This is a genomic window from Actinomyces slackii (assembly GCF_900637295.1).
GTDB classification, from domain to species: Bacteria; Actinomycetota; Actinomycetes; order Actinomycetales; family Actinomycetaceae; genus Actinomyces; species Actinomyces slackii.
The window spans coordinates 2,171,755-2,196,068 of sequence record NZ_LR134363.1; the positions used below are offsets into that span (position 1 = coordinate 2,171,755).

Genomic DNA, 24,314 nt, shown 5'->3' on the forward strand with positions numbered 1-24,314 from the left:
TGACCAGGCCTCCCATTCCCCGCGGGGCACTGCTCAGCAGGCCCCCCAGCAGGCCCCCCAGCAGGCCATGGTCAGCGCCGTGGCCGCCCCCCAGCTGCGCAGCGCGGCCGAGGCGATCCTCATCGTCGCCGATGAGCCGGTGACCACCGCGGCGATGGCGGAGGCCCTGGGGCTGCAGGACAGCGCCGCCGACCAGCTCCTGGAGGAGCTGGCCGCTGAGTACCGGGGCGAGGACTCGGGCTCTCGGCCGCGAGGATTCGTGCTGCGGCGCGCAGCCGGCGGCTGGCGGCTGGCCTCGGCGCCCGAGCACGCCGACCTGGTGGAGGCCTTCGTCATCGGAGGAGCCACGGCCCGCCTGTCCCAGGCCGCCCTGGAGACCCTGGCCGTCATCGCCTACCGCCAGCCGGTGACGCGCGGACGAGTCGCCGCGATCCGGGGGGTCAATGTGGACGGCGTGGTGCGCACCCTGCACGCCCGGGGCCTGATCGAGGAGACCGGCACCGAGCCCTCGGGCGCCATCCTCTACCGCACCACCGCGGAGTTCCTGGAGTATCTGGGAATCGACTCGCTGGAGGACCTGCCTCCCCTGGCCCCCTACCTGCCCGGCCCCGAGGCCCTGGGCGACCTCCATGAGGAGCTGACCGACAGGAGCATGCGATGAGAGCACGAGCACGCGGGGCTCAGCCGATCCCCCCGGGGGACTTCGGCGGTGAGGAGTTCTACGACGACGACGATCTCGAGGAGCTCGACGAGGGCGCTGATGCCGCCGAGCTCGCGGCCTTCGACGCCGAGGCCATGGGCGAGGACGAGGAGGAGCGGGCCTGGCAGGACCGTGAGCGCGCCGGGCGGGGCGGGGAGCGGGACCCGCATGTGGCCGGGGGCCAGCGCCTCCAGAAGGTGCTCGCCCACGCCGGGGTCGCCTCCCGGCGCGCCAGTGAGCAGATGATCTCCCAGGGGCGCGTGACCGTCGACGGCGTCACCGTCTGGGAGCCGGGCCTGCGCGTGGACCCCGCCGCCCAGGAGATCCGCGTGGACGGCACGCGGATCCTGACCAACCCGGATCATGTCACCGTGCTCCTGCACAAGCCCGCCGGCGTGGTCACCACCATGGAGGACCCTCAGGGCCGTGAGACGGTCGCCCAGTACGGTCAGCGCTTCCTGGAGGAGCATCCGGAGCTTTCCCAGGCCATCCGCCTCATCCACGTCGGGCGGCTGGACACCGAGACCGAGGGGCTGCTGCTGCTGTCCAATGACGGCGAACTCGCCCATCGGCTCATGCATCCCAGCTATGAGATCGCCAAGACCTATGTGGCCATTGTCGAGGGGCAGGTCGAGCCGTGGGTGCCGCGCAAGCTGCGCCGCGGCATCGAGCTGGAGGACGGCCCGGCCCAGGCCGACCGGGTCACCGTCAAGGACTCCGGGCCTGGCGGCTCCATCGTGGAGATCACCCTGCACTCGGGGCGCAACCGGATCGTGCGGCGCATGCTGGCCGAGGTGGGTCACCCGGTCAGGCGCCTGGCGCGCACCCGGCTCGGCCCCCTGGGGGTGGCGGGCCTGGCGCCGGGGCAGATGCGGCGGCTCAGCCGTGAGGAGATCATGGCGCTGCAGAAGGAGGTCGGGCTGTGAGCGGGATCGATGACCTGCACGGCATGGGCGATTCCCGTGGGCGCGCCTCGACGCAGGGGCCGGTCCTCGTGGTGGGCACCGGGCTGCTGGGCACCTCCCTGGCACTGGCGCTGACCGCCGCCGGCGTGGAGGTCCAGCTCAGCGACACCTCGCCCACCTCCCTGGCCCTGGCCCGGGACATGGGCGCGGGCAGGCCCCGCCAGGACGGTGACCCCCAACCGCGCATCGTCGTGGTGGCCACGCCACCGGATGTGGCGGCCGCCGTTGTCCTGCGCGCCCTGGAGGAGCACCCCTCGGCCGTGGTCACCGATGTCGCCTCGGTCAAGAACCGGGTGGCCGCCGAGGTGCGGGCGCACGCTGGCAGCGGCGTGAGCCGCTATGTGGGCAGCCATCCCATGGCCGGACGGGAGCGCTCGGGCGCGGTGGCCGCCGACTCCGACCTGTTCGCCGGGCGCCCCTGGGTGATCGTGGGGGAGGGGGCCGACCCCGACGCGGAGCTGGCCATCAGGAACCTGGCCGTGGACGCTGGCGCCACCCCCGTGCGCATGGGCGCCGCCGAGCACGATCAGGCCGTGGCGGCCGTCTCGCATATGCCCCAGCTCGTCTCCTCCCTGGTGGCGGCCCGCCTCGAGGGCCTGGGCGAGCCCGCCCTGTCCCTGGCCGGCCAGGGCCTGCGCGATGTCACGCGGATCGCGGCCTCCGATGCGCGCCTGTGGTCGGCGATCGTCGTGGGCAACGCGGGGCCGGTGGCCGAGCTCCTTCGGGAGCTGCGCGAGGACCTCGACGCCCTCCTGGCCGGGATCGAGCCGGCCGCCCTGGACCCCGACAGCCCCGAGTACGCCGCCTCGGGCAGGGCGGAGACCATCGCCCCCGGCGCGGTGGGAGCGATCACGGATGTCATGATCCGCGGCCATGCCGGACAGGCCCGCATCCCGGGCAAGCACGGCGGGGCGCCGCGCCGCTACGCCGAGGTCCAGGTGCTCGTGCCCGACTCCGCGGGCCAGCTGGGACGGCTCTTCGGCGATATCGGCCAGGCTGGGGTCTCCGTCGAGGACTTCGCCCTGGAGCACTCGGCGGGCCAGAGCGCCGGCATCGCCATGGTCTCCGTGCTCCCCGCCGCCGCCCAGGGCCTGGAGGAGGCGCTGGACGCCAAGGGCTGGCGCGTCGTCGGCTCCTGAGCGAGGGCGGCGGGCAGAGCGCGCCGGGCGGCCTCATGGGCCTCAGCGCCCGGGTCCTGTGTGCGGACTCATCCGGCCCAATCCGCGTCGATGCGCCCGATTGTGGGACGCTTGGCCCCGTTGACGCCAATCACTGACGCCTGGAGGGCACCATGGGAATCGTCGTCGCCATCGACGGGCCGAGCGGATCGGGCAAGTCCACGGTCTCCAAGGCTGTCGCCGCCGAGCTGGGCCTGGCCTACCTCGACACCGGCGCCATGTACCGGGCCGCCGCCTGGTGGTGCGAGCATGAGGGCATCGACCTGGCCGATGCCCAGGCGGTGGCCGCAGCAGTGGAGGCCATGCCCCTGAGCGTTGGCCTGGACCCCGCCCGGCCCGTCTTCACCTGCGCCGGCCAGGACATCACCGAGGCCATCCGCGAGCCGCATATCGCCGCCGTGGTCTCCGCCGTGGCCACCAATCTGGCGGTGCGCGCCGAGCTCGCCCGGCGCCAGCGCGAGATCATCAGCGCCGAGCGCCAGGGCCATGACTCCTCCTTCTCCGGCGGCGCGGGAATCGTCGCCGAGGGGCGCGACATCACCACCGTCATCGCCCCGGATGCCGACGCCCGCCTCCTGGTGACCGCCTCCCAGGAGGCGCGCCTGGCCCGCCGCGCCGATGAGCTCGAGCGCGCCGGCAAGGCGGTCGAGGCGGCCGACCTGCGCGACCAGGTGCTGCGCCGCGACCGCGACGACTCCACCGTCTCCCAGTTCCTCACCGCGCTCGAGGGCGTGACCCTCGTGGACACCTCCGAGCTGAGCCTGGATGAGTCCATCGCCCGCGTCCTGGACCTGGTGGAGCAGGCCGTCGATGAGGCGGCCGCCCAGGACGCTGAGGAGGACCTGCGCGCCCAGGCCATGCGCCTGGGCCTGGAGGACTACGAGCTCGACGAGGAGGACCGCGCCCTCCTGGAGGCCGACGGCGATGCCCCGGCCGCCGAGCGAGTCGAGCCCGGCCTGCCGGTGCTGGCCGTCGTCGGCCGCCCCAACGTGGGCAAGTCCACTCTGGTCAACAGGGTGCTGGGACGCAGGGTCGCCGTCGTCCAGGACACTCCGGGAGTGACCCGTGACCGCGTCTCCTACCCGGCTGAGTGGGCGGGGCGGCGCTTCACCATCGTGGACACCGGGGGCTGGGAGGTCGACGTCAAGGGCCTGGAGGCCTCGGTGGCGGCCCAGGCGGAGGTCGCCGTGGAGATGGCCGACGCCGTCCTGCTCGTGGTCGACGCCCAGGTGGGCATCACCGAGACCGACGCGCGTGTGGTCTCCATGCTGCGCCGCAGCGGCAAGCCCGTGGTCCTGGCCGCCAACAAGGTGGACTCCCCGGCCCAGGAGGGGGACGCGGCGGCCCTGTGGAACCTGGGGCTGGGGGAGCCCTTCCCGGTCTCGGCCCTGCACGGCCGGGGAAGTGGCGAGGTGCTCGACGCCGTCATGGAGGCGCTGCCTGAGGTCTCCGCCGTGGCCGGGGCGGCGCCCGAGGGCGACCTGCACCGCATCGCCCTGGTGGGGCGCCCCAACGTGGGCAAGTCCTCCCTGCTCAACGCCATCGCCGGCGCCGAGCGGGTGGTGGTCAACGAGACCGCGGGGACCACGCGCGACCCGGTTGACGAGATCATCGAGCTCGAGGGCCGCAAGTGGGTGTTCGTGGACACCGCCGGCATCAGGCGGCGCGTCAAGCAGTCGCGGGGGGCGGACTACTACGCCGTGCTGCGCACCCAGGGGGCCATCGAGAAGGCCGAGGTGGCCGTGGTATTGCTGGACGCCTCTGAGACGATCACCGAGCAGGACGTGCGCGTCATCCAGCAGGCCGTGGACGCCGGCCGGGCCCTGGTGCTGGTCAACAACAAGTGGGACCTGGTCGATGAGGAGCGCCGCGGCATGCTCGACTGGGAGGTCGAGCACGACCTGGCCCATGTCTCCTGGGCGCCGCATATCAACCTGGCCGCCCGCACCGGGTGGCACACCAACCGCCTGGTGCGCGCCTTGGACGCCGCCCTGGAGGGGTGGAGAACGCGCGTGCCCACGGGGCGGCTCAACGGGTTCCTTGGAGAGCTGCAGTCGGCCACGCCCCACCCGGTGCGCGGCGGCAAGCAGCCGCGCATCCTGTTCGCCACCCAGGCGCAGGTGGCCCCTCCGCGGATCGTCATCTTCACCACCGGCTTCCTGGACGCCGGCTACCGGCGCTTCATCGAGCGGCGCCTGCGCGAGGAGTTCGGCTTCGTGGGCACGCCCATCCAGATCGGGGTGCGCGTGCGCGAGAAGCGCAAGCGGGGTCGGTGATGAGCGAGGGCTCGACGGCCAATCGGCGCGATTCGGGTGCGGCAGGCCCAGGTGTGGGGGTACCGTGTGACCCACACTGCACTGGCACTGACGGAAGGCATCGCGATGCGCACGGCATGCGGCATTGACATCGGAGGATCGGGGATCAAAGGTGCGCTGGTGGATCTGGACACCGGCGAGTTCATCGGCGACAGGGTGCGCATCGAGACGCCCCAGCCCGCACTTCCCGATTCGGTCGCCCAGGTCTGCCGGCAGATCGTCGATGCCCTTGAGGTTGGCCAGGACGTGCCCGTGGGCGTCACTCTGCCCGCTCCGATCGTCCACGGCGTCGTGCCCTTCATGGCCAACCTGGACCAGACATGGACCGGCATCAATGTCGATGAGCTGATGACCAAGCACCTTGGCCGCCCCTCGCACGCGCTCAACGACGCGGACGCCGCAGGCCTGGCGGAGGTGGCCTATGGCGCCGCCAAGGACGTCAAGGGGACGGTCATCGTCACCACTCTTGGCACGGGCATCGGCTCGGCGGTCGTCGTGGATGGGACCCTGGTCCCTAATACGGAGCTCGGCCACCTGGAGATCGATGGCCATGACGCCGAGACCCGTGCCTCCTCCGCGCAGAAGGAGCTGCAGGACCTGGGCTGGAAGCGGTGGGCCAAGCGCCTCCAGCGCTACTACAGCCACGTCGAGATGCTCTTCTCCCCGGATCTGCTGGTCGTGGGCGGCGGCGTGTCCAAGAAGCATGAGAAGTTCCTGCCCCTGCTCGACCTGCGAGCGCCGATCGTCCCGGCCGCCCTGCTCAACACCGCGGGCATCGTCGGTGCCGCCTACGAGGCCGCTCGCGCCGTCGAGCGCCAGGGGTAGCGCCGCTCGCTCCCTGAGGGTGAGGCGATCCGGTAAGTCAGCGGGGCGGGCGCAGGGCCGCTGAGCGCGGCGGGGACGGCCCATGGAGCCGGGGCAGCCCGTAGACTGGGGCGCATGCTCAAGCCTGTTGATGCCACCACCACCGACGCCTGGACCACCCTCACCGAGCTCCGCTCCACCCTCTCCCCGGATCTGCGCTCCTGGTTCGCCGAGGACCCTGAGCGCGCCCAGCGCTACTGCCTCGAGCTCGGCGACCTGTTCGTCGACCTGTCGAAGAACTATCTCACCGACGAGGTCCGCGACGCCCTGGCGGCCCTGGCCATCGAGGTCGATGTCCCCGGGCGCCGCGACGCCATGTATGCCGGCGAGCGCATCAACGTCACCGAGGACCGGGCGGTCCTGCACACGGCGCTGCGCCGCCCCGCCACGGACTCCCTGAGCGTGGACGGCCAGGACGTCGTCGCCGATGTTCATGAGGTGCTGGAGAGGGTCTACGACTTCGCCCGCCGCGTGCGCTCGGGGGAGTGGACCGGGGTGACCGGCAAGCGCATCGAGACGGTCGTCAACATCGGCATCGGGGGCAGCGACCTGGGGCCCGTCATGGTCTACGAGGCGCTCAAGCCCTACGTCCAGGAGGGCCTGGAGTGCCGCTTCATCTCCAATATCGACCCGGCCGACTGCGCGGAGAAGGTCAAGGGCCTGGACCCGGAGACCACCCTGTTCATCGTGGCCTCCAAGACCTTCACCACCCTGGAGACCCTCACCAACGCCCGCATGGCCCGCGACTGGTTCCTGGAGGCCCTGGCCGCCAAGGGCGTGGAGACTGAGGGGGCGATCGCCAAGCACTTCGTGGCCGTGTCCACCGCGCTGGACAAGGTCGCCGAGTTCGGCATCGACCCGGCCAACGCCTTCGGCTTCTGGAACTGGGTAGGCGGGCGCTACTCGGTGGACTCCGCCGTGGGCACGGTCCTGGCCGTGGCGATCGGCCCCGAGCGCTTCGCCGAGTTCCTGGCCGGCTTCCACACCGTGGATGAGCACTTCGCCACCAAGGAGCCGGCCGAGAACGTCCCCATGCTCATGGGCCTGCTCAACGTCTGGTACGTCAACTTCTTCCAGGCCGGCTCCCACGCCATCCTGCCCTACGCCCAGTACCTCCACCGCTTCGCCGCCTACCTCCAGCAGCTGACCATGGAGTCCAACGGCAAGTCGGTGCGCTGGGACGGCAGCCCCGTGACCACGCAGACCGGAGAGGTGTTCTGGGGCGAGCCCGGCACCAACGGCCAGCACGCCTTCTACCAGCTCATCCACCAGGGCACCCAGCTCATCCCGGCCGACTTCATCGCCGTGGCCACGCCCGCCCACCCCACCAAGGATGGGGGAGTGGATGTCCACGAGCTGTTCCTGTCCAACTACCTGGCCCAGACGGCCGCCCTGGCCTTCGGCAAGACCGCCGAGGAGGTGCGCGCCGAGGGCACGCCCGAGGAGATCGTGCCCGCCCGTGTGTTCACCGGCAACAAGCCGACGACCTCGATCCTCGCCCCCGCGCTCACCCCGAGCGTCGTGGGCCAGCTCATCGCCCTGTATGAGCACATCACCTTCACCCAGGGCATCGTGTGGGGGATCGACTCCTTCGACCAGTGGGGCGTGGAGCTGGGCAAGAAGCTCGCCCTGGAGATCGCCCCGGCCGTCCAGGGCGACGCCGCGGCCCTGGAGGCACAGGACGCCTCCACCCAGGGCCTCATCGCCCGCTACCGCCAGTGGAGGCAGTGACGCCAGTGACGTCAGGGCGGTGTGCCCGCACCGGCTGGCGAAGGACGGGTCCGAGGCCTCTCGGGAACTTCCCTGCGGGAGTGACTGACCGAGATCTCACGGTGCTTGCCGTCCGCCCCGAGATTTCCGCGTCTCGATCCCGTGCGCCCTACGCCCGGGAGCGAGGCGCGGTGACGGAGGATCGCCGCACGAGAGGGCAGGGCAGCACAGCCGAGTCCGGAATGCTCGTCTGCCCGTCGTCCCCGCCGGGGAGCATCGTGATGAGTTTCCGGGTCGCCCATTGACCCATGTCGTAGTGCGGCAGCGCAACGGTCGTCAGCGCGGGGAACAGGCCGTCGGCGATGATCTCCTGGTTGTCGAAGCCGACGATCGACAGGTCCTCGGGTATGCGCAGCCCCAACTCCGCCGCTGCGCGATAGGCGCCCATCGCCATGCGGTCGTTGTAGCAGAACAGCGCCGTGACCTCCTGGTTGCGGCTCAGCAGCTCGATGGCCGCCTGGTACCCGCCGGGCGTCTCTGACGGGCGGGCGACGACGAGCATGTCGTCGTCAGTCAGACCCACGCTCCTCAATCCGGCGCGGTACCCCTCGAGCCGGCCGTGGGTGGCGGGCACATCGTCCGTGTTGGTGATGAATCCGATACGGCGATGCCCGTGCTCGGTGAGCTCCTCGACCGCTGCCCGGGCACCGGACGTCTCGTCGGGAACGGTCCAGGGCACACGTGACTCTTTGTCCTGCGCGTCGATGAGGACCGTCGGCACGCCCGCCAGGGCCTGAGGAACCTTGACGGTGCGGTGGTACATCGTCGCGTAGAGGACCCCGTCCACGGACTGGCGCAGCAGGATGTCGGTATCCCGGTCGGCCGCGGTGGGCTCCTGCGTGGTGTTGACCAGCACGATCGTCAGCCCGGCCTCACGCGCTGCCGCCTGAGCGCCCAGGATGATCTGGCCGGCGTGGGGGGTGGTCGCGATGTCCTCGCTGAGCAGGCCGATCATCTCCGACCTCTGGGTGCGCAGGCCACGGGCCATGCGGTTGGGCTCGTAGCCGAGCTGAGCCGCAACCGCATGCACCCGTTGCCGTGTCGCGTCACTGGCGCGCGCGTAGGGGACCTGATTGAGGATGTGAGACACGGTGGTCACCGAGACCCCGGCCTCACGCGCGACGTCACGGATCCCCACACTCTTGCGCCCTGCCATGTGACCTGCCTTCTCCACGTATCCGGGACCGCGACAGCACTATTTGTACCCTCTTGTCCCGCTGCGCGGTAGCCGTCTGCGATGGCGGCGCGTCCGGAATGGCCGGCTGGCCGATGCCCTACCCACCGCACCGCCGCATCGGCCAGTCGACCTGCCCCTCCTAGAGCGCACCCAGGCGCGGGGTGGGGCGGAACGCGTTGGCGGTGCGATCAATCGCCACCTCCTCCTCGGTGCCCGAGTCCATGACCGTGTTCGCGGTCGATGCGGCGTCCACCTGAACCGTTACAACGTCCAGCGCCCCCAGGTCAGCGCTCGACAGCAGTGCGCTGACCTGCGCCTCGAAGGCCGACTCCCCGCTGTTGCGGGCGACGTCTCGCGCCACGACGTGCGTGGTCGAGACATAGTTGCCCCTGCCTGAGGCCAGACGCACACCGACGATCCCCTCGTCGGCTGTCGCGAGGGTGGTCGAGTCCACGCAGATCGACACGTGGTTGCTGGCGATCGTGTTGTGGCTTCCCTCCACGTGGATGATCCCGTAGGAGTCGCCTCGCCCGTTGGACACCTCCAGGAAGGGAGCCCAGGGCTCCTGGTCCCGCAGGAGATGGTTGCCCTCGACGAGGTTCTCGGCGCTGTCATCGGTGAGGATGACAACCCCCGGGTAGAAGGAGTGGAGTCGGTTGGCGCTCACCAGGGACCGTGTCACGCCCGAGAGGCGAATACTGCTTTCACCCCGGGGAAAGACGTTGTTCGTGGCGATGAGCAGACCGCCGTGGTTCTCGGCGTAGATGGAGTGGCCGTACGGCCCGGCGCCGATGAGGTTGTCGGTGACTTTGGAGGCCTGCCCCCAGTCGAGAAGCTCGATGCAACTGCCGCACTCCGCGATGAAGTTGTCGTGGATCGATAGCGCGTCGGCCTTCCGGATCGTCACGGCGTGCTCAAGGTAGACCATTCCCATCTGGGAGATCCTGAACGAGTCGTTCGGGTCCTCGACGTAGATGCCGGTCCGCCCGTTCCGGTAGGAGTTCTCCGGGTTCTCGCTCACGCCGTCGGGCTCGAAATGGAGCCCGTCAATGCAGAAACCGGAGAACTCGACCGAGCTGATTCGAGGATCGCCCTGGCGCGCGACGAGGAAGGCTGCCGCGCTCGCCTCGTCCCCGTGATCGGCCGGAGGCAGGTCCACCAGGATCCGGCTGCCTCCCGGCCACAGCTCGTGCAGCTCGCTCCACTGCGACTGCGGGACGTTGTAGCGGATGCTCGAGGAGGTGAAGCCGTGCCCGGCGCCCTCGATCCGCAGGTAGCTGACATCGATGACTGCCTGCGTGCGCAAACGGTAGTCGCCGGGCGGGATGATGATGACGGCTCCTGGCCGTCCGCCGTCATCCTCGTCCTTCGAGCGCTGACGGTGCTTGATGTCCGCGACGATGCTGTTGATCACCGCGCCGATGTCGTCATGGGGGTCACCCCCGGGCCACTCGGTCACGTCGTACCTGTTGGGTGCGGTCATGGCCTTCTCACTCCTCTCGTAGGCTCTGATGGCTCACGCCTCGGTCAGCCCTTGACGGCGCCGAGCGTCATGCCGGCGACGATGTGACGCTGCATGAGCATCGTCAGGACGATCACCGGAAGCGAGTACAGGACGGCGAGCGCCGTCATGGCGCCCCAGTCCAGGCCGAACTGCGTCTGGAAGTTCGCGATGACAATCGGCGTGGTCTGAGAGCGGAAGGCGGTCAGGAGCAGCGAGAAGAGGAACTCGTTCCACGAGGCGAGGAACGCGAAGATCGCTGTCACCGCGATGCCCCCTGAGGCCACTGGCAGGACGACCCGCCACAAGGCGCCGAGTCGGCTCGCGCCGTCGATCTTGGCCGCCTCCTCCAGCTCGACTGGCACGGCCTCGAAGAAGCTGGACATGAGCCACACGGACAGCGGCAGGGAGATGGTCACGTGCGCCAGCGCCAGGGCGAAGGTCGTGTCGTACAGGCCGACCGACTGGAAGATCTGGACCATCGGCACTCCGATGGCGATCGGCGGCACCATCCTCATGACCAGTGCGAGAACGATGAAGATCCGGCCGTACTGGGTTCGGAACCTGGTGACGGCGTAGGCCGCCGGAACGGCGAGGAGCAGGGACACTGCCGTGCTCAGCGCGGCGGTCATCATCCCGTTGACGAAGGAGGCCAGCACGCCCTCACGCGAGACCGCGGTCGTGTAGTTCTCGATCGTCCAGTGACTCGGGAAGATCCTGGGCGGAACCGCGATCGTCTCCAGCGGCGCCTTGAATGAGGTCAGCAGCATGTAGAGGAACGGGAACGCATAGATCAGGACCGTCACGACCAGCAGGACCCACAGGACGATCCTGGTCGGCTTGCGTCTTACCTGGAGGCCTTCCATCAGTTGTCCTCGCTTCCGGGCTTCCAGATGGCGAGCACCGCGATCGAGGCGACCACCATCATGACAATGAGGTACAGGGTGCTCATCGCGCTTGCGAGTCCGGGATCACCGAATCTCACCATGGTGCGGTAGATGAGCATGGACATGACCTCCGAGCTGTTCTGGGGGCCACCGTTGGTCTGGATGAGGATGACATCGAAGGCGCGGGCGGCGTCGATGCCACGGATGATGAGCGCGACGGCGATGACCGGGCGCAGGAGCGGGATGATGATCCGGAACAGGATCGTCGGGGCCCGTGCGCCGTCGATCCGCGCCGCCTCGATGACGTCGCCGGGGATGTTCTGCAGTCCGGCGAACAGGACCAGGGTCATGAAGGACGTCGTCAGCCAGATGTCGGGGATCGCCACTGAGAACAGGGCGATATCCGGGTCGCTCAGCCAGGCGATGTCGCTGGCGGAGTCCAGGATCCCGACTCGGGAGAGGAGCTCGTTGACGATTCCGAAGTTGTCGATGAGCAGGAATCGCCACAGCAAACCGGCCACGACCGGGGCGATCATGAGCGGGTAGAGGAAGATGGTCCGGAAGACGCGCGAGGAGTTCCCGATCAGTGAGAACAGCAGCGCGACAGCCAGACCCAGGCAGAACTCGAAGAAGACGACGATGGCGGTGTAGACGGCGGTCCGCCACGCGGCGTCGCGGAACGCTGAGCCGCCGATCGCCTTGCTGTAGTTCTCCAGGGCGACGAAGGTGCGCTCACCGGTGACCGGGTCGATGTCGAAGAAGGAGTCCCGAATGAAGGACAGGAGCGGCAGTCCGACGAAGGCGATGAGGAAGACGGTGGCCGGCACCATGAGGAGCGTGGCGAACTGGCGGTCGGTGAGCTGGAGGCCTCGCCCGCGCGAGCGCGTGGGGCGGGCGGGTGCGGAGATGTCAGGCGACAATGTTCTCAACCTCCTTGCGAGCATCGCTTAGGAGCGTGGCGTTGTCCGCGCCAGACTCCATCGCCTTTTGGATCATGGGGGTCAGCGCCGTGTCGACGATCTCCTGCCACTGCGGCACTGCCGGGCGCGGCAGGGTGGCCGGCGCGTTGAGCGTCTCCAGCAGGGGCGCGACGTACTCGAAGCCGGCCTTGTCGGCCTGCGCCTCCAGGGCTGAGACGCGCGCGGCCAGGCCCAGGCTGGTCTCGATGCTCAGCTCGTTGTGGTCGTAGGCGTACTGGACGAACTTGCGCGCCAGGTCCTGCTTCCGGCTGCCCTTGGCGATCGAGAGGTACCACGCCCCGGGGATGGCTGCCGGGCCCGCCGCGCCACCGATCATCGGCGCCACGCCGACGTTCCCGGCGACGGGGGAGTCCTCGGGGATCTGCCGGTAGCCGTGGGCCCAGAAGCGCATGAGGGCGAGCTGGCCCTGGTTGAAGAGGTTCTGGGCCCCGGCCCAGTCCAGCTGGGCGGCGCCGGAGGGGGCGTACGGCAGGAGGCTGGTGTAGAAGTTCAGGGCCGCGAGACTGTTCTTGTTGCCCAGGGACACGGTGCCGTCCGGGTCGACGACCAGGTTCTTCTCACCGGTCTGGGCGAGCGTGGCGAGCCACTCGGTCTCGACGGCCCCCTTGACGTCCGTGCCGTACACCTTGCCGTCCATGGCCTCACTGAAGTACTTGGCGACGTCGCGGTACTGCTCCCAGGTCGTTGGCGGGGCGAGGTCGTAGCCGTAGGCCTTGACGAAGGAGGACTTGTGCGCCGGGTCCTCCAGCAGGTCGGTGCGGTAGTAGACGATCTCGGCGTTGGTCCACGCGGGCATGCCGATGAACGTCCCGTCGGGAGCCGCCTCCTTGACCAGGGAGGGGAACAGGTCGCTCTTGACCTCCTTGGTGAACAGGTCATCCAGCGGGAGGAGGGCGCCGCGGAACGCGGACAACCAGATGGCGTCCAGAGCGGCGATGTCGAAGGACACGGCGTTGCCGTTGAGCTCACTGCTCAGGCGGTTGTAGAGGCCGTCGTAGGGCAGCTCGACGAAGGAGACGGTGGTGCCCGTCTCCGCCTGGAACTTGTCCGCGATGGGCTGGAGCTCGCCGTGCCCCCCTGCTTCAACCAGGAGCGTCAGGGCGTTGCTGGAGGCGGACGACCCGCCCCCGCCAACCCCGCATGCGGCCAGCGTGGCTGCCGTTGCGAGGCCGAGGCCTCCCGTCAGGAGGCTGCGCCTGGTCGGGCGTGCGCCCGACCAGGCGCCCCCCGAGGGGGGATGTGAAGGACTGTTGCGAAGCATCGTTACTTCGCCTCCGATCTTCGTGCGGCGGTGCAGATGAGAACCGGGGTCAGCGAGGCGGCCCCATGCGGTTGACAATACGTTTTGCCAAAACGTCGTGTCAACCCCATACTGGAACCAGCGCCACCGGAGGCGCCCCGCCACATCGAGGAGGATGGCCATGACCTCACGCCCACGCATCCACTTCACCGCCGCGTCCGGCTGGATCAACGACCCCCACGGACTGAGCGTCGTCGACGACCGCTACCACCTGTTCTTCCAGCACGTGCCGGGCAGCACGACCTGGGCGCCGCAGTGCAGGTGGGGTCACGCGGTCAGCGACGACCTCGTCCACTGGAGCGAGCACCCGATCGCCCTGGAGCCCGGCGACGGCGACGACGGCGTGTGGTCCGGCTCGATAGCCCGTGATGACGACCAGGGTGCGCGCGCCTACTACACCTCGGTTCAGGTGCCGGACTTCGGCATCGGCCGCGTTCGCGTCGCACGTCCCGCGGATCCCCAGTGGAGGCGCTGGGTCAAGGAGGAGATCGTCGTCGGTCTGCCACCGGAGCTCGACGCGATCGCGTTCCGCGACCCCTTCGTCTTCCGGGATGCCGGCTGCTGGCGCATGCTGATCGGCGTCGCCCTGAGCAACGGGACGGCGGCCGCGACCTCGTTCTCCTCACCGGATGGCCATGCGTGGACCTATGACGGCATCGCCGCCTCCCGGTCGAGTGCGCTCACGGAGCCGGTGTGGACAGGGAGCCTGTGGGAGTGCCCGCAACTGTTCACGGTGGATGGGCAGGACGTACTGGTGACCTCGATATGGGACAACGATGTGCTCCACTACGTGGCCTACGCCACTGGGCGCTGGGAGAACGGGCGCTTCCGCCCTGACACGTGGCGCCGGCTGACCTACGGCGAGAGCTACTACGCCCCCTCCTTCTTCCGTGACCGCCTGGGCAGGCCGTGCCTCATCTTCTGGCTGCGAGGCGCGCTCGACGAGCAGGCCGGCTGGGCCGGGGCGCACAGCGTCCCCTACCTCCTGTCGATGGTCGATGGCGAGCTGGTCATGCGCGTCCATCCCGGGGTCGAAACCCAGGTCAAGGCGTGGGAGCCGGACGGGGACGGGATCGCACCGCTGCTCACGCAGTGGCGTCCGGCCGACGGCGACCTGCGCATCAGCGACGGAACCGGCGCGACGACGCTGCTTCACCGCGACTCCGGGGGCATCCGGGTCCAGCAGGGCGACCAGGCGCCTGTCACTGTGCCTGTGGCTCCCGGCGCGGCCGTCACGCTCATCGTGGACGGCCCCATCGTCGAGGTGTGCTGCGGGAGCTGCGGGTACGCACTCGCCAGCGGTGCGGACCTCGACGTCCAGGTCCTGGACCCGGAGACCCCTGCCGCGCCCTGACGGGCCTGCGTCAGCGGAGACTGTAGGGGCAGGCCCGGTCGCCCGGGTCGGAGAGGGCCGCGGTGACCGTGGCGAGCGCTTGAGCCAGCTCGCGCTGCGCCGACTCCAGGGACCGGCCGTGCTCGCGGAGCAGTGCCTCGCGATCGCGCTCGTCGCCGCGCAGGTCGGCATCGCCGTAGCGGCGGCGTCCCAGGGCGTCTCGGGCGGGGACGAGGACCCCGACGTCCTCCCAATGCCGCAAGACGTGCACGGAGACACCCAGTTCCGCCGCTGCCGCGCCGATGAGCTTGCCTTCGGGTCGACCCGAAGGGTCAGAGTTGAGTTCATGGGAATCCATCACCTCAACTGTGGCACACTCCGCCCTGCATCCGCGCGGCTCGTCAATGGGCGAGGCGGCCTGCTCGAGCGCGCTCGCCTGGCCTGCAACTGCCTCCTGGTGGAGCATGCGGCCGGGGAGTACACGCTGATCGACACCGGACTGGGCACGTTGGACCTGGCCGATCCAGTCGGGCGCCTGGGCCAGGAGTTCGTCCGTCGCTGCGGCCCCGCGCTGGATCCTGCCGAGCCGGCGGTGGCGCAGGTGGCGGCGCTCGGCATTGATCCGCGCCGGGTGACGAGCATCGTCCTGACCCACCACGACCTCGACCATGCCGGTGGGCTGGCGGACTTCCCCTGGGCCGAGGTGCATCTCTCCAGCGCGCATCTGAGCCTGATCGCCCCGGCCCTCGACGCCCGACTGGCTGGTCGGCTGCGCCCTCAGCAGTGGCGGCACGGGCCGCTGTGGAGGCCGGCGCAGCTGCGGGGGAGGGGCCTTGGCAGACCCAGTGCGCAGGTCAACGATCGCATTCATCTTGTGGCGCTGGATGGTCACATCGAGGGCCACTGCGGGGTGATGATCACAAGGCCCGGTCTTGGGCCCCTTCTTCACGTGGGCGACGCTGTCTACGACACTCGCGTCCTTCGCGGCGGCCGCACCCCGCTCGGGCTGGCCGTCTTCGAGCGGCTGATGAGAACCGACCGCCGTGCCTGGCGGGAGAGCCGGGCCTGGTTGTACCGTCAGGTGGCAGAAGGTGTCGATGTGCTCTGCGCCCATGAGCGCGACGTCTCCTTCAGCCACTGACCGGGGAAGGTCCGGTCCGTGCCGACACCGGGCCTGGTGCGAGCGCCCTGCTCAGTCGATGCGGCGCGTACCCGCCCACAGGATGAGCCCAGGAGGATGGATGACGAGTGCTGAGAACCTGGTGGCGCTGCGGCGCCGCTCCAGCGAGAAGTGGACGACCTACCCCGATCATGTCCTACCGATGTTCGTCGCCGAGATGGACTTCGGCCTGGCCCCGGGGATCGCGTCGGCCCTGCACCAGGCGATCGAGATCGGCGACACCGGGTACGTCAACCCTCATGACACCGGCGCCGCCCGGGCTTTCGCCTCCTACGCGCGCGAGGCCTGGGATTGGGAGGTCGATCCCGCTGCCATTGGCTACACCACTGATGTGAGCGTCGTCATCGTCGAATCGCTGCGTCGACTCATCGCCCCCGGTGAGGGGGTCATCATCAACTCACCGGTCTACCCGCCGTTCTTCGATCTGGTCCCCGAGGCGGGAGGGACCGTCGTCGATGTCCCCCTGCTCGACGACGGCGAGTCCTACGCCCTGGATTTGGCGGGAATCGACCGTGCACTGGCCGATGGCGCCCGCGCCGTGCTGCTGTGCAGCCCCCACAACCCGGTGGGGCTCGTGCACTCGCGCCAGCAACTCGATGACCTGTCCAGGATCGTCGCCCACCATGGTGCGGTGGTCGTCTCCGATGAGATCCACGCCCCGCTGACTCACCGGGGGCGCGCCTTCACCCCTTACCTCGCCGTCAGTGATGAGGCGCGCGAGCATGGCATCTCGGCGCAGTCGGCGAGCAAGGCCTTCAATCTCGCAGGGCTCAAATGCGCCATGTTCGTCGCCGCATCCGAGCGCATGAACGGCCTCATCGCCTCCCTGCCCGAAGAGGTGAGCTTCAGGACTGGTCTGCTCGGACTTATCGCTACTCGTGAAGGCTTCGCCGGCTCACGCCCCTGGCTGGAGTCGACGGTCCGCACCATCGAGGACAACATCGCCCTGCTCGATGAGCACCTGGCCGACAAACTGCCGCAGGTGCGACGGCGGTCCTCGAACGCCACCTACTTGGCCTGGCTCGACATGAGCGCCCTGGGCTGGGGAGAGGACCCGGCCGCCCACATTCTTGAGCATGCGCATGTGGCGCTGGGCAGCGGCCCCGCCTTCGGTCCCCCTGGGCATGGGTATGCGCGGATGAACCTGGCCTGCGCGTCCGAGATCATCATTGAGGCGGTCGACAGGATCGCTCGTTGCGCCGATCAGCGGTGAGCCTGAACTCCCGGCCCATGCGTCGGGCGAGTCGTGAGTCTCAGCGGCCTGCCGGGCTAGGAGCCGCTGCGGTTCAAGAACGCGCCCAGGCGCTCCAGGCCCTCGGTGATCTCCTCGCGGGAGGCCGCGTAGGACAGGCGCACGTGGGTCTCGCCGGTGGCCGTCCCGAAGTCGCGTCCCGGCGTGAGAGCCACATGCGCCTCATCGAGTGCGCGCATGCAGAACTCCCAGGAGGACATGCCGGTGGAGGAGACATCGAAGTAGATGTAGAAGGCGCCGTCGGGCAGCACCGGAACCTCAAGGCCCAGGCGCTTAAGTCCGGTCAGGGCGATGTTCCGGCGGGCCAACAGCTCGATGCGCCGCTGCTCGCACACCTCCAAAGACTCCGCGGTAAAGGCGGCCTGCGCCGCCAATTGCGTGGGCGTGGAGGCGCACAGGAAGAAGTTGACCGCCAGGTTCTGCGCGGCCTCGACCAGGGCGTCGGGCAGGACCACCCAGCCCAGGCGCCATCCCGTCATGCCGAACTGCTTGGAGAAGGAGGACACGACGATGGCCTCGGGATCGGCCTCCAGCGCCGTGCGCGCTGGCCGGCCCTCGACATCCGGGTCGGCCAGCGCCAAGTAGATCTCGTCGACGATCCGCCACGCCTGGCGGTCGCGGGCGGTCTGGCACAGGCGAGTCAGCTCATCGAAGGGGATCGTGGTCCCCGTTGGATTGGAGGGCGTGGCCAGCATGACCGAGCGCGTCGCCGGGGTCCATGCCCGCTCCATGATCCGCACATCGAGCTGATAGCGCGATGCCGCCGTGGTCGGGGCGAGCACAGCGCGCCCGCCGAAGGTCTCGATGAGCGCACGGTTGCAGGGGTAGCACGGGTCGGCGAGGACGACGTCGTCCCCCGGCTCGGTGGTCAGGGCGGTGACCAGCAGCAGGCCGGCAGATGCCCCCGAGGTCACCAGCACGCGATCCGGGGTGACCTCCACGCCCAGGTGGTCGCGGTAGTAGCTCGCGATGTCCTGGCGCAGGTCGGGAAGTCCCGCCGCGGGCGTGTAGGGCAGGTCGCGTCCGTCCATGACGGCCCGCTCGGCCTCCCGCACGGCCGGGGGAGCCCCGAAGGAGGGCTCGCCCAGGCTCAACTTGGCCACATGATGGCCCTGGGCCTCGATCTCCCGGGCGCGAGCGCCGATGCTCATGGCGTGGAAGGGCTGGGCGGACAGGGCGCGCTGGGCGATCTTCATGACACTGCTTCCATGGAGGAGGACCGGGAGCCTGGTGGCGCCCTCGACCACAGGGTAGATCCACAATGAGCCTTTTCCATTAGGCTGTGCTCCCGGAGTAGATGGTGGCCAGGCGTCACAGCGCCTGGACGCTCAGGCACGGGGCGTGGTGCTCGCCTGAGTAGTTGGACTTGGTCATGGCGTTCCCGTTGCCGGGCCTGTTGCTGGCGGAGATCGGGGTGCCGTCGGTGAGCAGCAGGCTGCCTTGGGCTACGGCCTGGGTAAGGCTGGTACCGCTCATGGACAGCACATGGCTCAGCAGGGGTACCATGCGACGCTAGATCCCCGAGCCGGTGGACTCCCGGGAGGCGAGCACCGAGCATGCCCTGGATCCCGCCGATAGGTTCATCGAAGTCATCTCCAGACAGCCCCGTAGTAGACTGGTAACGCATCGGCCGCCTCCGCGAGAGAATCGAGTGTGGTAACCCAATTCTCTCGTCAGACGACCGACGCGTCCCTAATAACACACCAAAAACTTAACTCCCCATAGATAACCATCCTTAGAGGAGAAGTCATGTTCTCTCGTTCGCAATTGCGCGACAACATCGTCGTTGGAATGCTGGCAACTGCGCTCATCGTTTTTCCTGTGAGTGCGTGCGGCAAAAGTGAAGCAGTGCCGCAGGTGCAGCCGCCGCTGTCATCATCTAAGTTTGACGATCATGACTATTTAGAGGTTGCTGCCCTGTTTCAGGAGGCCGGCTTCACCAATGTGAAGATGGAGCCTATTCCCGATCTAGTTCTCGGCTGGTTGGTAGAGGATGGAGAGGTAGAGGAGATCTCAATCGGAGGGGATACCGAATTCACTACCGGAGAGCGTTTCGACCCTTCTGTTCCGGTGATCATTCGCTATCACACCTTCCCCGAGGACGCAAGTCCTTCGCCCATGCCTGAGGGATCTGCGACTGCGTCGCCTCTGCCAGCGACCGTGTCGCCTACTCCCATGACAGTATCACCAAGTGTTTCCCCTGTCCCGAAGGCGCCTCAGACCACCGGTCCCGCTCCGACAACAACGACCGCGACTTTGACCGCGGAGAACAACGAAGACCTCGCTGTTCTTCTAATGCTAAAGGACCCGTTCGATCCGTCGGTGGCCAGTTTTGCGGCAACATACAAGAACCAGGTCATCGAGTTTGATGGATGCGTGGTCGCGGTAGCTCAACATGGCTCTACCAAGACTCGCTTTGACTACCTGCTCTCTGCGGGAGACTACGATCCAGACAGCGCCTCGGGTCCATCATTCCAGTTCTCCGACATCAACTATTACGATTTTCGTTTTCCTTCAGAGACTGCTCCTGAGTCCGTTCCCGTTGGCGCCAATCTGCACTTCGTCGCTAAAGTTGGTCAATACGATCCGGCGACTGGCCTATTCCAACTTGATCCGATCGCAACGACTGTGCGGTGATTCGATTTCTGTAGTTGATGGCAGCGACAATTTTGTGTTCTTCGCGCTGAGGGGGATGGGAGTTTTCCTGGATTTTCCGGTGTGAATGAAGCAGCCCGAGTGCACGTTCCGTGCCACCCTGACCGAGATGGTCGAGGAAGAAGTGGAGGCGCTGTATCGGCGGATTCGGCTGCATCCTGGCTGTCGTGGGGAGCTGGAGCAGGCCCTGCGCCACCGGCTCGAGCTCATGGTTCAGGACACCCAGCAGCAGTTGGCTCAGTTGACCGCTACCCGGCAGAGGCTGGTTCATCAGTGGGACAAGCTCCTCCAGGCCCATTACGAGGATGCCATCCCGCTCGTGGTTTGCTTCAGCGTTCGTGTCCGGTTTTGGGTCTGGGATCAAGCAACATCGGTACGGTCTTGATGAGGCCTTCAGGAGGGGGCGCGATGAGCAACAACGGGAGCTCGGTACCGAGGAAGCGGCGACCGAAGAAGGTGCTGTCGCCATCGGCGAAGTACGAGATCTGGCTACGGCTGGTCCGCGGTGAGGTCACGATCTCACAGGCCGCGAGCCAGGCCGAGGTGGACCGGTCTACGATCATTCGCCTGCGACAGGTCGCCAAGGACGGGGTGAGGTGTTTCAGCGTTAATGTCCGCTTTGGGCGGTTGGATCAGACCACATCGGGGTGGTCGTGGTTGGGTTGATTGTCTCGTTGGTTGCGGTGGTAGGCAAGCCGGTCTTGGGCGGCTCGTCTCAGGCCGTCCTGGCGGGCCTGGCGGATGGCCTGGCCGCGACCGGTGTGCTCGTCGTGGGGTGTGACGTAGCCGATGCCGGAGTGCAGACGGGCGGTGTTGTACTCGGTGCGCACAGTGTCGAGCTCGGCTCGAAGGATGGCGGGATCGGTGATGGCCAGCAGGTGAGGCCACTCGTGCTTGAGCGTGCCGTTGAGAGACTCGATCCACGCTTGGTCACTCGGGGTGGCCGGGCGGCCGAAATGCTGGGCGATAGCGACCATGGCCATGAACTTGCGGGTGTTCGCCGAGATCATCTGCGAGCCGTTGTCCGACACCGCCAGCAGGATCGGGGTCAGTTCCTCGTCCCCGTCAGGGTCTGTGGCCTCATCCAGCGCGTCGGCCCGCTCCAGGGCGGCCTCCAGCAGTCCCTCGGCATCCAAGGCCTGTTCAAAAGCCAGCCGGACCTGGGTGTGGGTGGTTTGCTTCAGCGTTCGTGTCCGGTTTTGGGTCTGGGATCAAGCAACATCGGTACGGTCTTGATGAGGCCTTCAGGAGGGGGCGCGATGAGCAACAACGGGAGCTCGGTACCGAGGAAGCGGCGACCGAAGAAGGTGCTGTCGCCATCGGCGAAGTACGAGATCTGGCTACGGCTGGTCCGCGGTGAGGTCACGATCTCACAGGCCGCGAGCCAGGCCGAGGTGGACCGGTCTACGATCATTCGCCTGCGACAGGTCGCCAAGGACGGGGCGTTGACGGCCTTGGCGGCCTCGAAGCCCGGGGCTCGGGGCAAGCCGGCCCGGGACGTGGAACTGGAGCAGGCTCACGCCGAGATCGAACGTCTGAGCGAAGCGGTTAAGGAACTAGCGGTCAAGCTGACGGTGCTGGAGAAAAAAGGGGGCTCGGAATGAGTGTCGGGGCCCCGGTCCCCGCCCGGGTCGACGCGCGCGTCAAGCAGGGACTGCTGGAGGCGGTGGACTACGCCACCGGCCAGGGATGGGCTGTATCCAAGACCTGCGAGGTCCTGGGATTGGATGTGCGCCGGGCCCGCCGATGGAGGCGCCGGTGGCGGGTCAACACCGAGACCGGGCTGGTCGATGCCCGTCCCGGCGCATCGGTCAACGCGCTGACGCCCTGTGAGGTCGAGGCGATCTTGGAGGCCTTCGAAGCCTTCGGGGACAAGGATTTCTCCCACCGCCGGCTGACTCACCGAGGCTCCTATAACGGGCTGTTCTGGGTTGGCCCCTCCACGGTGCGCCGGGTGCTCAACGACCACGGCCTGAGGTTTCGTCACCCGCCGAGACCGTCGGGATCCAGGCGTCGTCCGTTCCCCGATTGGGCGACCTACACCCCCAACTCGATCTGGATCTACGACTCCACCCATTTCACCGCCTGCGGCATGACCGTGCTGATTATCGAGGACCTGGTGTCACGCAAGTGGATCACCCACGTCGTCTCATCTGAGGAGACCCACACCCAGGTCCGGCTGGCTTTTGAACAGGCCTTGGATGCCGAGGGACTGCTGGAGGCCGCCCTGGAGCGGGCCGACGCGCTGGATGAGGCCACAGACCCTGACGGGGACGAGGAACTGACCCCGATCCTGCTGGCGGTGTCGGACAACGGCTCGCAGATGATCTCGGCGAACACCCGCAAGTTCATGGCCATGGTCGCTATCGCCCAGCATTTCGGCCGCCCGGCCACCCCGAGTGACCAAGCGTGGATCGAGTCTCTCAACGGCACGCTCAAGCACGAGTGGCCTCACCTGCTGGCCATCACCGATCCCGCCATCCTTCGAGCCGAGCTCGACACTGTGCGCACCGAGTACAACACCGCCCGTCTGCACTCCGGCATCGGCTACGTCACACCCCACGACGAGCACACCGGTCGCGGCCAGGCCATCCGCCAGGCCCGCCAGGACGGCCTGAGACGAGCCGCCCAAGACCGGCTTGCCTACCACCGCAACCAACGAGACAATCAACCCAACCACGACCACCCCGATGTGGTCTGATCCAACCGCCCAAAGCGGACATTAACGCTGAAACACCTCACCCCGTCCTTGGCGACCTGTCGCAGGCGAATGATCGTAGACCGGTCCACCTCGGCCTGGCTCGCGGCCTGTGAGATCGTGACCTCACCGCGGACCAGCCGTAGCCAGATCTCGTACTTCGCCGATGGCGACAGCACCTTCTTCGGTCGCCGCTTCCTCGGTACCGAGCTCCCGTTGTTGCTCATCGCGCCCCCTCCTGAAGGCCTCATCAAGACCGTACCGATGTTGCTTGATCCCAGACCCAAAACCGGACACGAACGCTGAAGCAAACCAAACTCGCCAAGGAGGTCGGATCATGAGAGGGGTTAAGCATGTCGGACGGTGGCGGGATGCACTCGCTCGCGGTGAGGTTCTGGAGGAGTCGCCTGTACCTGTTCGGCGGCGTCGTGCTGCTGGTCTGGACGGTGGAGCTGGCCTGGCGCTACCGGTGGGCGGTCGCGGTGGCAGGCGTTGTCGCCGGCGCCGTGGCCGGGGCGCGCTGGTGCCTGCGGCGCTGGTGAAGCGGAGTAAGGGTGTTATTCATGTGGGTGTTACCAGCCTGTTCTGTAGAGTTCGAGTTTGGTGATCAGGGTGATGATGCTGGGGAGCTCTGCCAGGCGGTGGCGGTAGCCGGTGGATAGGATTTTCCATTTCTTCAGCGTGGCGATGGTGTGCTCGATGGCGGCGCGCGTGGATGACACGGCTGTGTTGAACTCTTTCTCCCATTCCAGACGTTCCCTGCCCGGTGTCTTCTTGATGGGGGTCAGTGCGCCATGAGCGGTGTAGGCGGTATCGGCGATCCAATCGGCGCCGGTGAGGATCGTGTCCCAGCCGCACAGGCTCAAGGCGGCGCTGTCGTGGCGTGAGCCGGGCACCGGGTCCGAGACCGCCACGAGGGTGGCGTCGGTGGTGGCGGCGACCTGGACATTCAGGCACTGGGCGTGGTGCTTGCCCGAGTAGTTGGCCTTTTCGACTTGCTTGTCGGCTGCGGGCCTGTTGCCAGTGGGGATCGGCGTGCCATCAACGAGCAGCAGGCTGCCCTGGGCCACTGCCTGGGACAGGCAGATCCCACTCATGGCCAGCACGTGGGTGGCCAGGGGGACAATGCGTCTCCAGATCCTGGAGACGGTGGGCTGGGAGATGCCGCACATGTCGGCGGCCAGGGCCTGGGAGATGTTATGGCGCGCCAGAATCAAGGTCAGCTCCACCTGCTGCCTGAGTCCCAGGCGGTAGCCCAATAGACTCTGGCCCCGAGATTCGAGCACCTCACCGATGCGCCCGACAAGCTCATCGATATCCTCATCGCACAGCCCCGTGGTAGACTCGTAATGCATCGGCCGCCTCCCCAAGAGAATCGAGTGTGGTAACCCAACTCTCTCCCCGAGACGGCCGATGCACCAACTAACGACACGAACCAATCCCCATGAATAACACCCTAAGCGGAGGCGAGTGTCATGAGGTACAGGAATCGAGGCGCTTGTCGGCCGCGTTACCGAGCGGTGGCGTCATGGCGCCAGAAGATCGATGCTGAGGCGCTG

The 24,314-nt window shown here is 67.9% G+C and carries 24 protein-coding genes; 14 read left to right on the forward strand and 10 right to left on the reverse strand.

From position 1 onward, the window contains the following. Positions 1-67: 67 nt before the first annotated feature. From scpB to pgi, 6 genes are all read left to right on the forward strand, one after another. Positions 68-661, forward strand: coding sequence for an SMC-Scp complex subunit ScpB (gene scpB / locus EL266_RS09060; protein ID WP_026427184.1), 594 nt, complete (start codon positions 68-70; stop codon positions 659-661). Beyond that, on the forward strand, positions 658-1,626 hold the full coding sequence (locus EL266_RS09065; protein WP_026427183.1) for a pseudouridine synthase: 969 nt from the start codon (positions 658-660) through the stop codon (positions 1,624-1,626). The genes scpB and EL266_RS09065 overlap by 4 nt, the downstream gene beginning before the upstream one ends. Positions 1,627-1,649: 23 nt before the next feature. Then, the gene (locus EL266_RS09070) at positions 1,650-2,804 is read left to right on the forward strand and encodes a prephenate dehydrogenase (RefSeq protein ID WP_034514996.1); all 1,155 of its coding nucleotides are present in this window, start codon (positions 1,650-1,652) and stop codon (positions 2,802-2,804) included. A 152-nt stretch (positions 2,805-2,956) separates the two neighbouring features. Further along, positions 2,957-5,119 (forward strand): bifunctional cytidylate kinase/GTPase Der, encoded by a 2,163-nt coding sequence (gene der, locus EL266_RS09075; protein WP_026427181.1) that lies wholly within the window; start codon positions 2,957-2,959, stop codon positions 5,117-5,119. 105 nt (positions 5,120-5,224) lie between these two features. Continuing rightward, entirely contained in the window at positions 5,225-5,983 is a 759-nt protein-coding gene (gene ppgK / locus EL266_RS09080; RefSeq protein WP_034514994.1) for a polyphosphate--glucose phosphotransferase, read from the forward strand. A 114-nt stretch (positions 5,984-6,097) separates the two neighbouring features. Beyond that, the gene (gene pgi / locus EL266_RS09085) at positions 6,098-7,753 is read left to right on the forward strand and encodes a glucose-6-phosphate isomerase (RefSeq protein ID WP_026427179.1); all 1,656 of its coding nucleotides are present in this window, start codon (positions 6,098-6,100) and stop codon (positions 7,751-7,753) included. Between the two features lie 148 nt (positions 7,754-7,901). Here pgi and EL266_RS09090 read toward each other — a convergent pair whose 3' ends face one another. The 5 genes from EL266_RS09090 to EL266_RS09110 form a co-directional block, all read right to left on the reverse strand. Next, the gene (locus EL266_RS09090) at positions 7,902-8,948 is read right to left on the reverse strand and encodes a LacI family DNA-binding transcriptional regulator (protein WP_034514988.1); all 1,047 of its coding nucleotides are present in this window, start codon (positions 8,946-8,948) and stop codon (positions 7,902-7,904) included. A 160-nt stretch (positions 8,949-9,108) separates the two neighbouring features. Further along, positions 9,109-10,452, reverse strand: a complete 1,344-nt coding sequence (locus tag EL266_RS09095; RefSeq protein WP_026427177.1) for a NosD domain-containing protein — start codon at positions 10,450-10,452, stop codon at positions 9,109-9,111. 44 nt (positions 10,453-10,496) lie between these two features. After that, entirely contained in the window at positions 10,497-11,336 is an 840-nt protein-coding gene (locus EL266_RS09100; RefSeq protein WP_026427176.1) for a carbohydrate ABC transporter permease, read from the reverse strand. Beyond that, entirely contained in the window at positions 11,336-12,277 is a 942-nt protein-coding gene (locus EL266_RS09105; RefSeq protein ID WP_197719233.1) for a carbohydrate ABC transporter permease, read from the reverse strand. The genes EL266_RS09100 and EL266_RS09105 overlap by 1 nt, the downstream gene beginning before the upstream one ends. Then, on the reverse strand, positions 12,267-13,598 hold the full coding sequence (locus EL266_RS09110; protein ID WP_084500855.1) for an extracellular solute-binding protein: 1,332 nt from the start codon (positions 13,596-13,598) through the stop codon (positions 12,267-12,269). Before EL266_RS09110 ends, EL266_RS09105 begins: the two co-directional genes overlap by 11 nt. 160 nt (positions 13,599-13,758) lie before the next feature. Here EL266_RS09110 and EL266_RS09115 point away from each other — a divergent pair, with 160 nt between their 5' ends. Beyond that, a complete protein-coding gene (locus tag EL266_RS09115) occupies positions 13,759-14,991 on the forward strand; it encodes a glycoside hydrolase family 32 protein (protein WP_051281263.1) in 1,233 nt (410 codons plus the stop codon). A gap of 10 nt (positions 14,992-15,001) precedes the next feature. On the opposite strand, the gene EL266_RS09120 is transcribed toward EL266_RS09115, so the two are convergent. Next, a complete protein-coding gene (locus EL266_RS09120) occupies positions 15,002-15,328 on the reverse strand; it encodes a helix-turn-helix domain-containing protein (RefSeq protein WP_084500863.1) in 327 nt (108 codons plus the stop codon). Between EL266_RS09120 and EL266_RS09125 the strand changes: the two genes are divergently transcribed. Further along, on the forward strand, positions 15,317-16,111 hold the full coding sequence (locus EL266_RS09125; RefSeq protein ID WP_169719955.1) for an MBL fold metallo-hydrolase: 795 nt from the start codon (positions 15,317-15,319) through the stop codon (positions 16,109-16,111). The two genes, EL266_RS09120 and EL266_RS09125, sit on opposite strands and share 12 nt — an antisense overlap. Positions 16,112-16,211: 100 nt before the next feature. Next, the gene (locus tag EL266_RS09130) at positions 16,212-17,363 is read left to right on the forward strand and encodes a MalY/PatB family protein (RefSeq protein ID WP_026427173.1); all 1,152 of its coding nucleotides are present in this window, start codon (positions 16,212-16,214) and stop codon (positions 17,361-17,363) included. A gap of 56 nt (positions 17,364-17,419) precedes the next feature. Here EL266_RS09130 and EL266_RS09135 read toward each other — a convergent pair whose 3' ends face one another. After that, positions 17,420-18,598 carry an aminotransferase class I/II-fold pyridoxal phosphate-dependent enzyme gene (locus EL266_RS09135; protein WP_026427172.1) on the reverse strand — a complete coding sequence of 393 codons (1,179 nt, stop codon included), beginning with the start codon at positions 18,596-18,598 and terminating at the stop codon, positions 17,420-17,422. Between the two features lie 115 nt (positions 18,599-18,713). Beyond that, on the reverse strand, positions 18,714-18,908 hold the full coding sequence (locus EL266_RS09140; protein WP_026427171.1) for a hypothetical protein: 195 nt from the start codon (positions 18,906-18,908) through the stop codon (positions 18,714-18,716). 243 nt (positions 18,909-19,151) lie between these two features. Between EL266_RS09140 and EL266_RS09145 the strand changes: the two genes are divergently transcribed. Beyond that, positions 19,152-20,039 (forward strand): DUF4839 domain-containing protein, encoded by an 888-nt coding sequence (locus EL266_RS09145; RefSeq protein WP_084500849.1) that lies wholly within the window; start codon positions 19,152-19,154, stop codon positions 20,037-20,039. 85 nt (positions 20,040-20,124) lie between these two features. Next, entirely contained in the window at positions 20,125-20,442 is a 318-nt protein-coding gene (locus EL266_RS09150; RefSeq protein ID WP_026427170.1) for a hypothetical protein, read from the forward strand. A 247-nt stretch (positions 20,443-20,689) separates the two neighbouring features. On the opposite strand, the gene EL266_RS09155 is transcribed toward EL266_RS09150, so the two are convergent. After that, positions 20,690-21,193 carry an integrase core domain-containing protein gene (locus tag EL266_RS09155; RefSeq protein WP_197719234.1) on the reverse strand — a complete coding sequence of 168 codons (504 nt, stop codon included), beginning with the start codon at positions 21,191-21,193 and terminating at the stop codon, positions 20,690-20,692. Positions 21,194-21,316: 123 nt separating this feature from the next. Here EL266_RS09155 and EL266_RS09160 point away from each other — a divergent pair, with 123 nt between their 5' ends. From EL266_RS09160 to EL266_RS13420, 3 genes are all read left to right on the forward strand, one after another. After that, positions 21,317-21,661 (forward strand): hypothetical protein, encoded by a 345-nt coding sequence (locus tag EL266_RS09160; protein WP_126412291.1) that lies wholly within the window; start codon positions 21,317-21,319, stop codon positions 21,659-21,661. Then, positions 21,658-22,758 (forward strand): integrase core domain-containing protein, encoded by a 1,101-nt coding sequence (locus tag EL266_RS09165; RefSeq protein WP_126412293.1) that lies wholly within the window; start codon positions 21,658-21,660, stop codon positions 22,756-22,758. The genes EL266_RS09160 and EL266_RS09165 overlap by 4 nt, the downstream gene beginning before the upstream one ends. A 350-nt stretch (positions 22,759-23,108) precedes the next feature. Continuing rightward, positions 23,109-23,297 carry a hypothetical protein gene (locus tag EL266_RS13420; protein ID WP_232012003.1) on the forward strand — a complete coding sequence of 63 codons (189 nt, stop codon included), beginning with the start codon at positions 23,109-23,111 and terminating at the stop codon, positions 23,295-23,297. A gap of 30 nt (positions 23,298-23,327) precedes the next feature. Here EL266_RS13420 and EL266_RS09170 read toward each other — a convergent pair whose 3' ends face one another. Beyond that, positions 23,328-24,110 (reverse strand): transposase family protein, encoded by a 783-nt coding sequence (locus EL266_RS09170; protein WP_126412295.1) that lies wholly within the window; start codon positions 24,108-24,110, stop codon positions 23,328-23,330. Between the last annotated feature and the right edge of the window lie 204 nt (positions 24,111-24,314).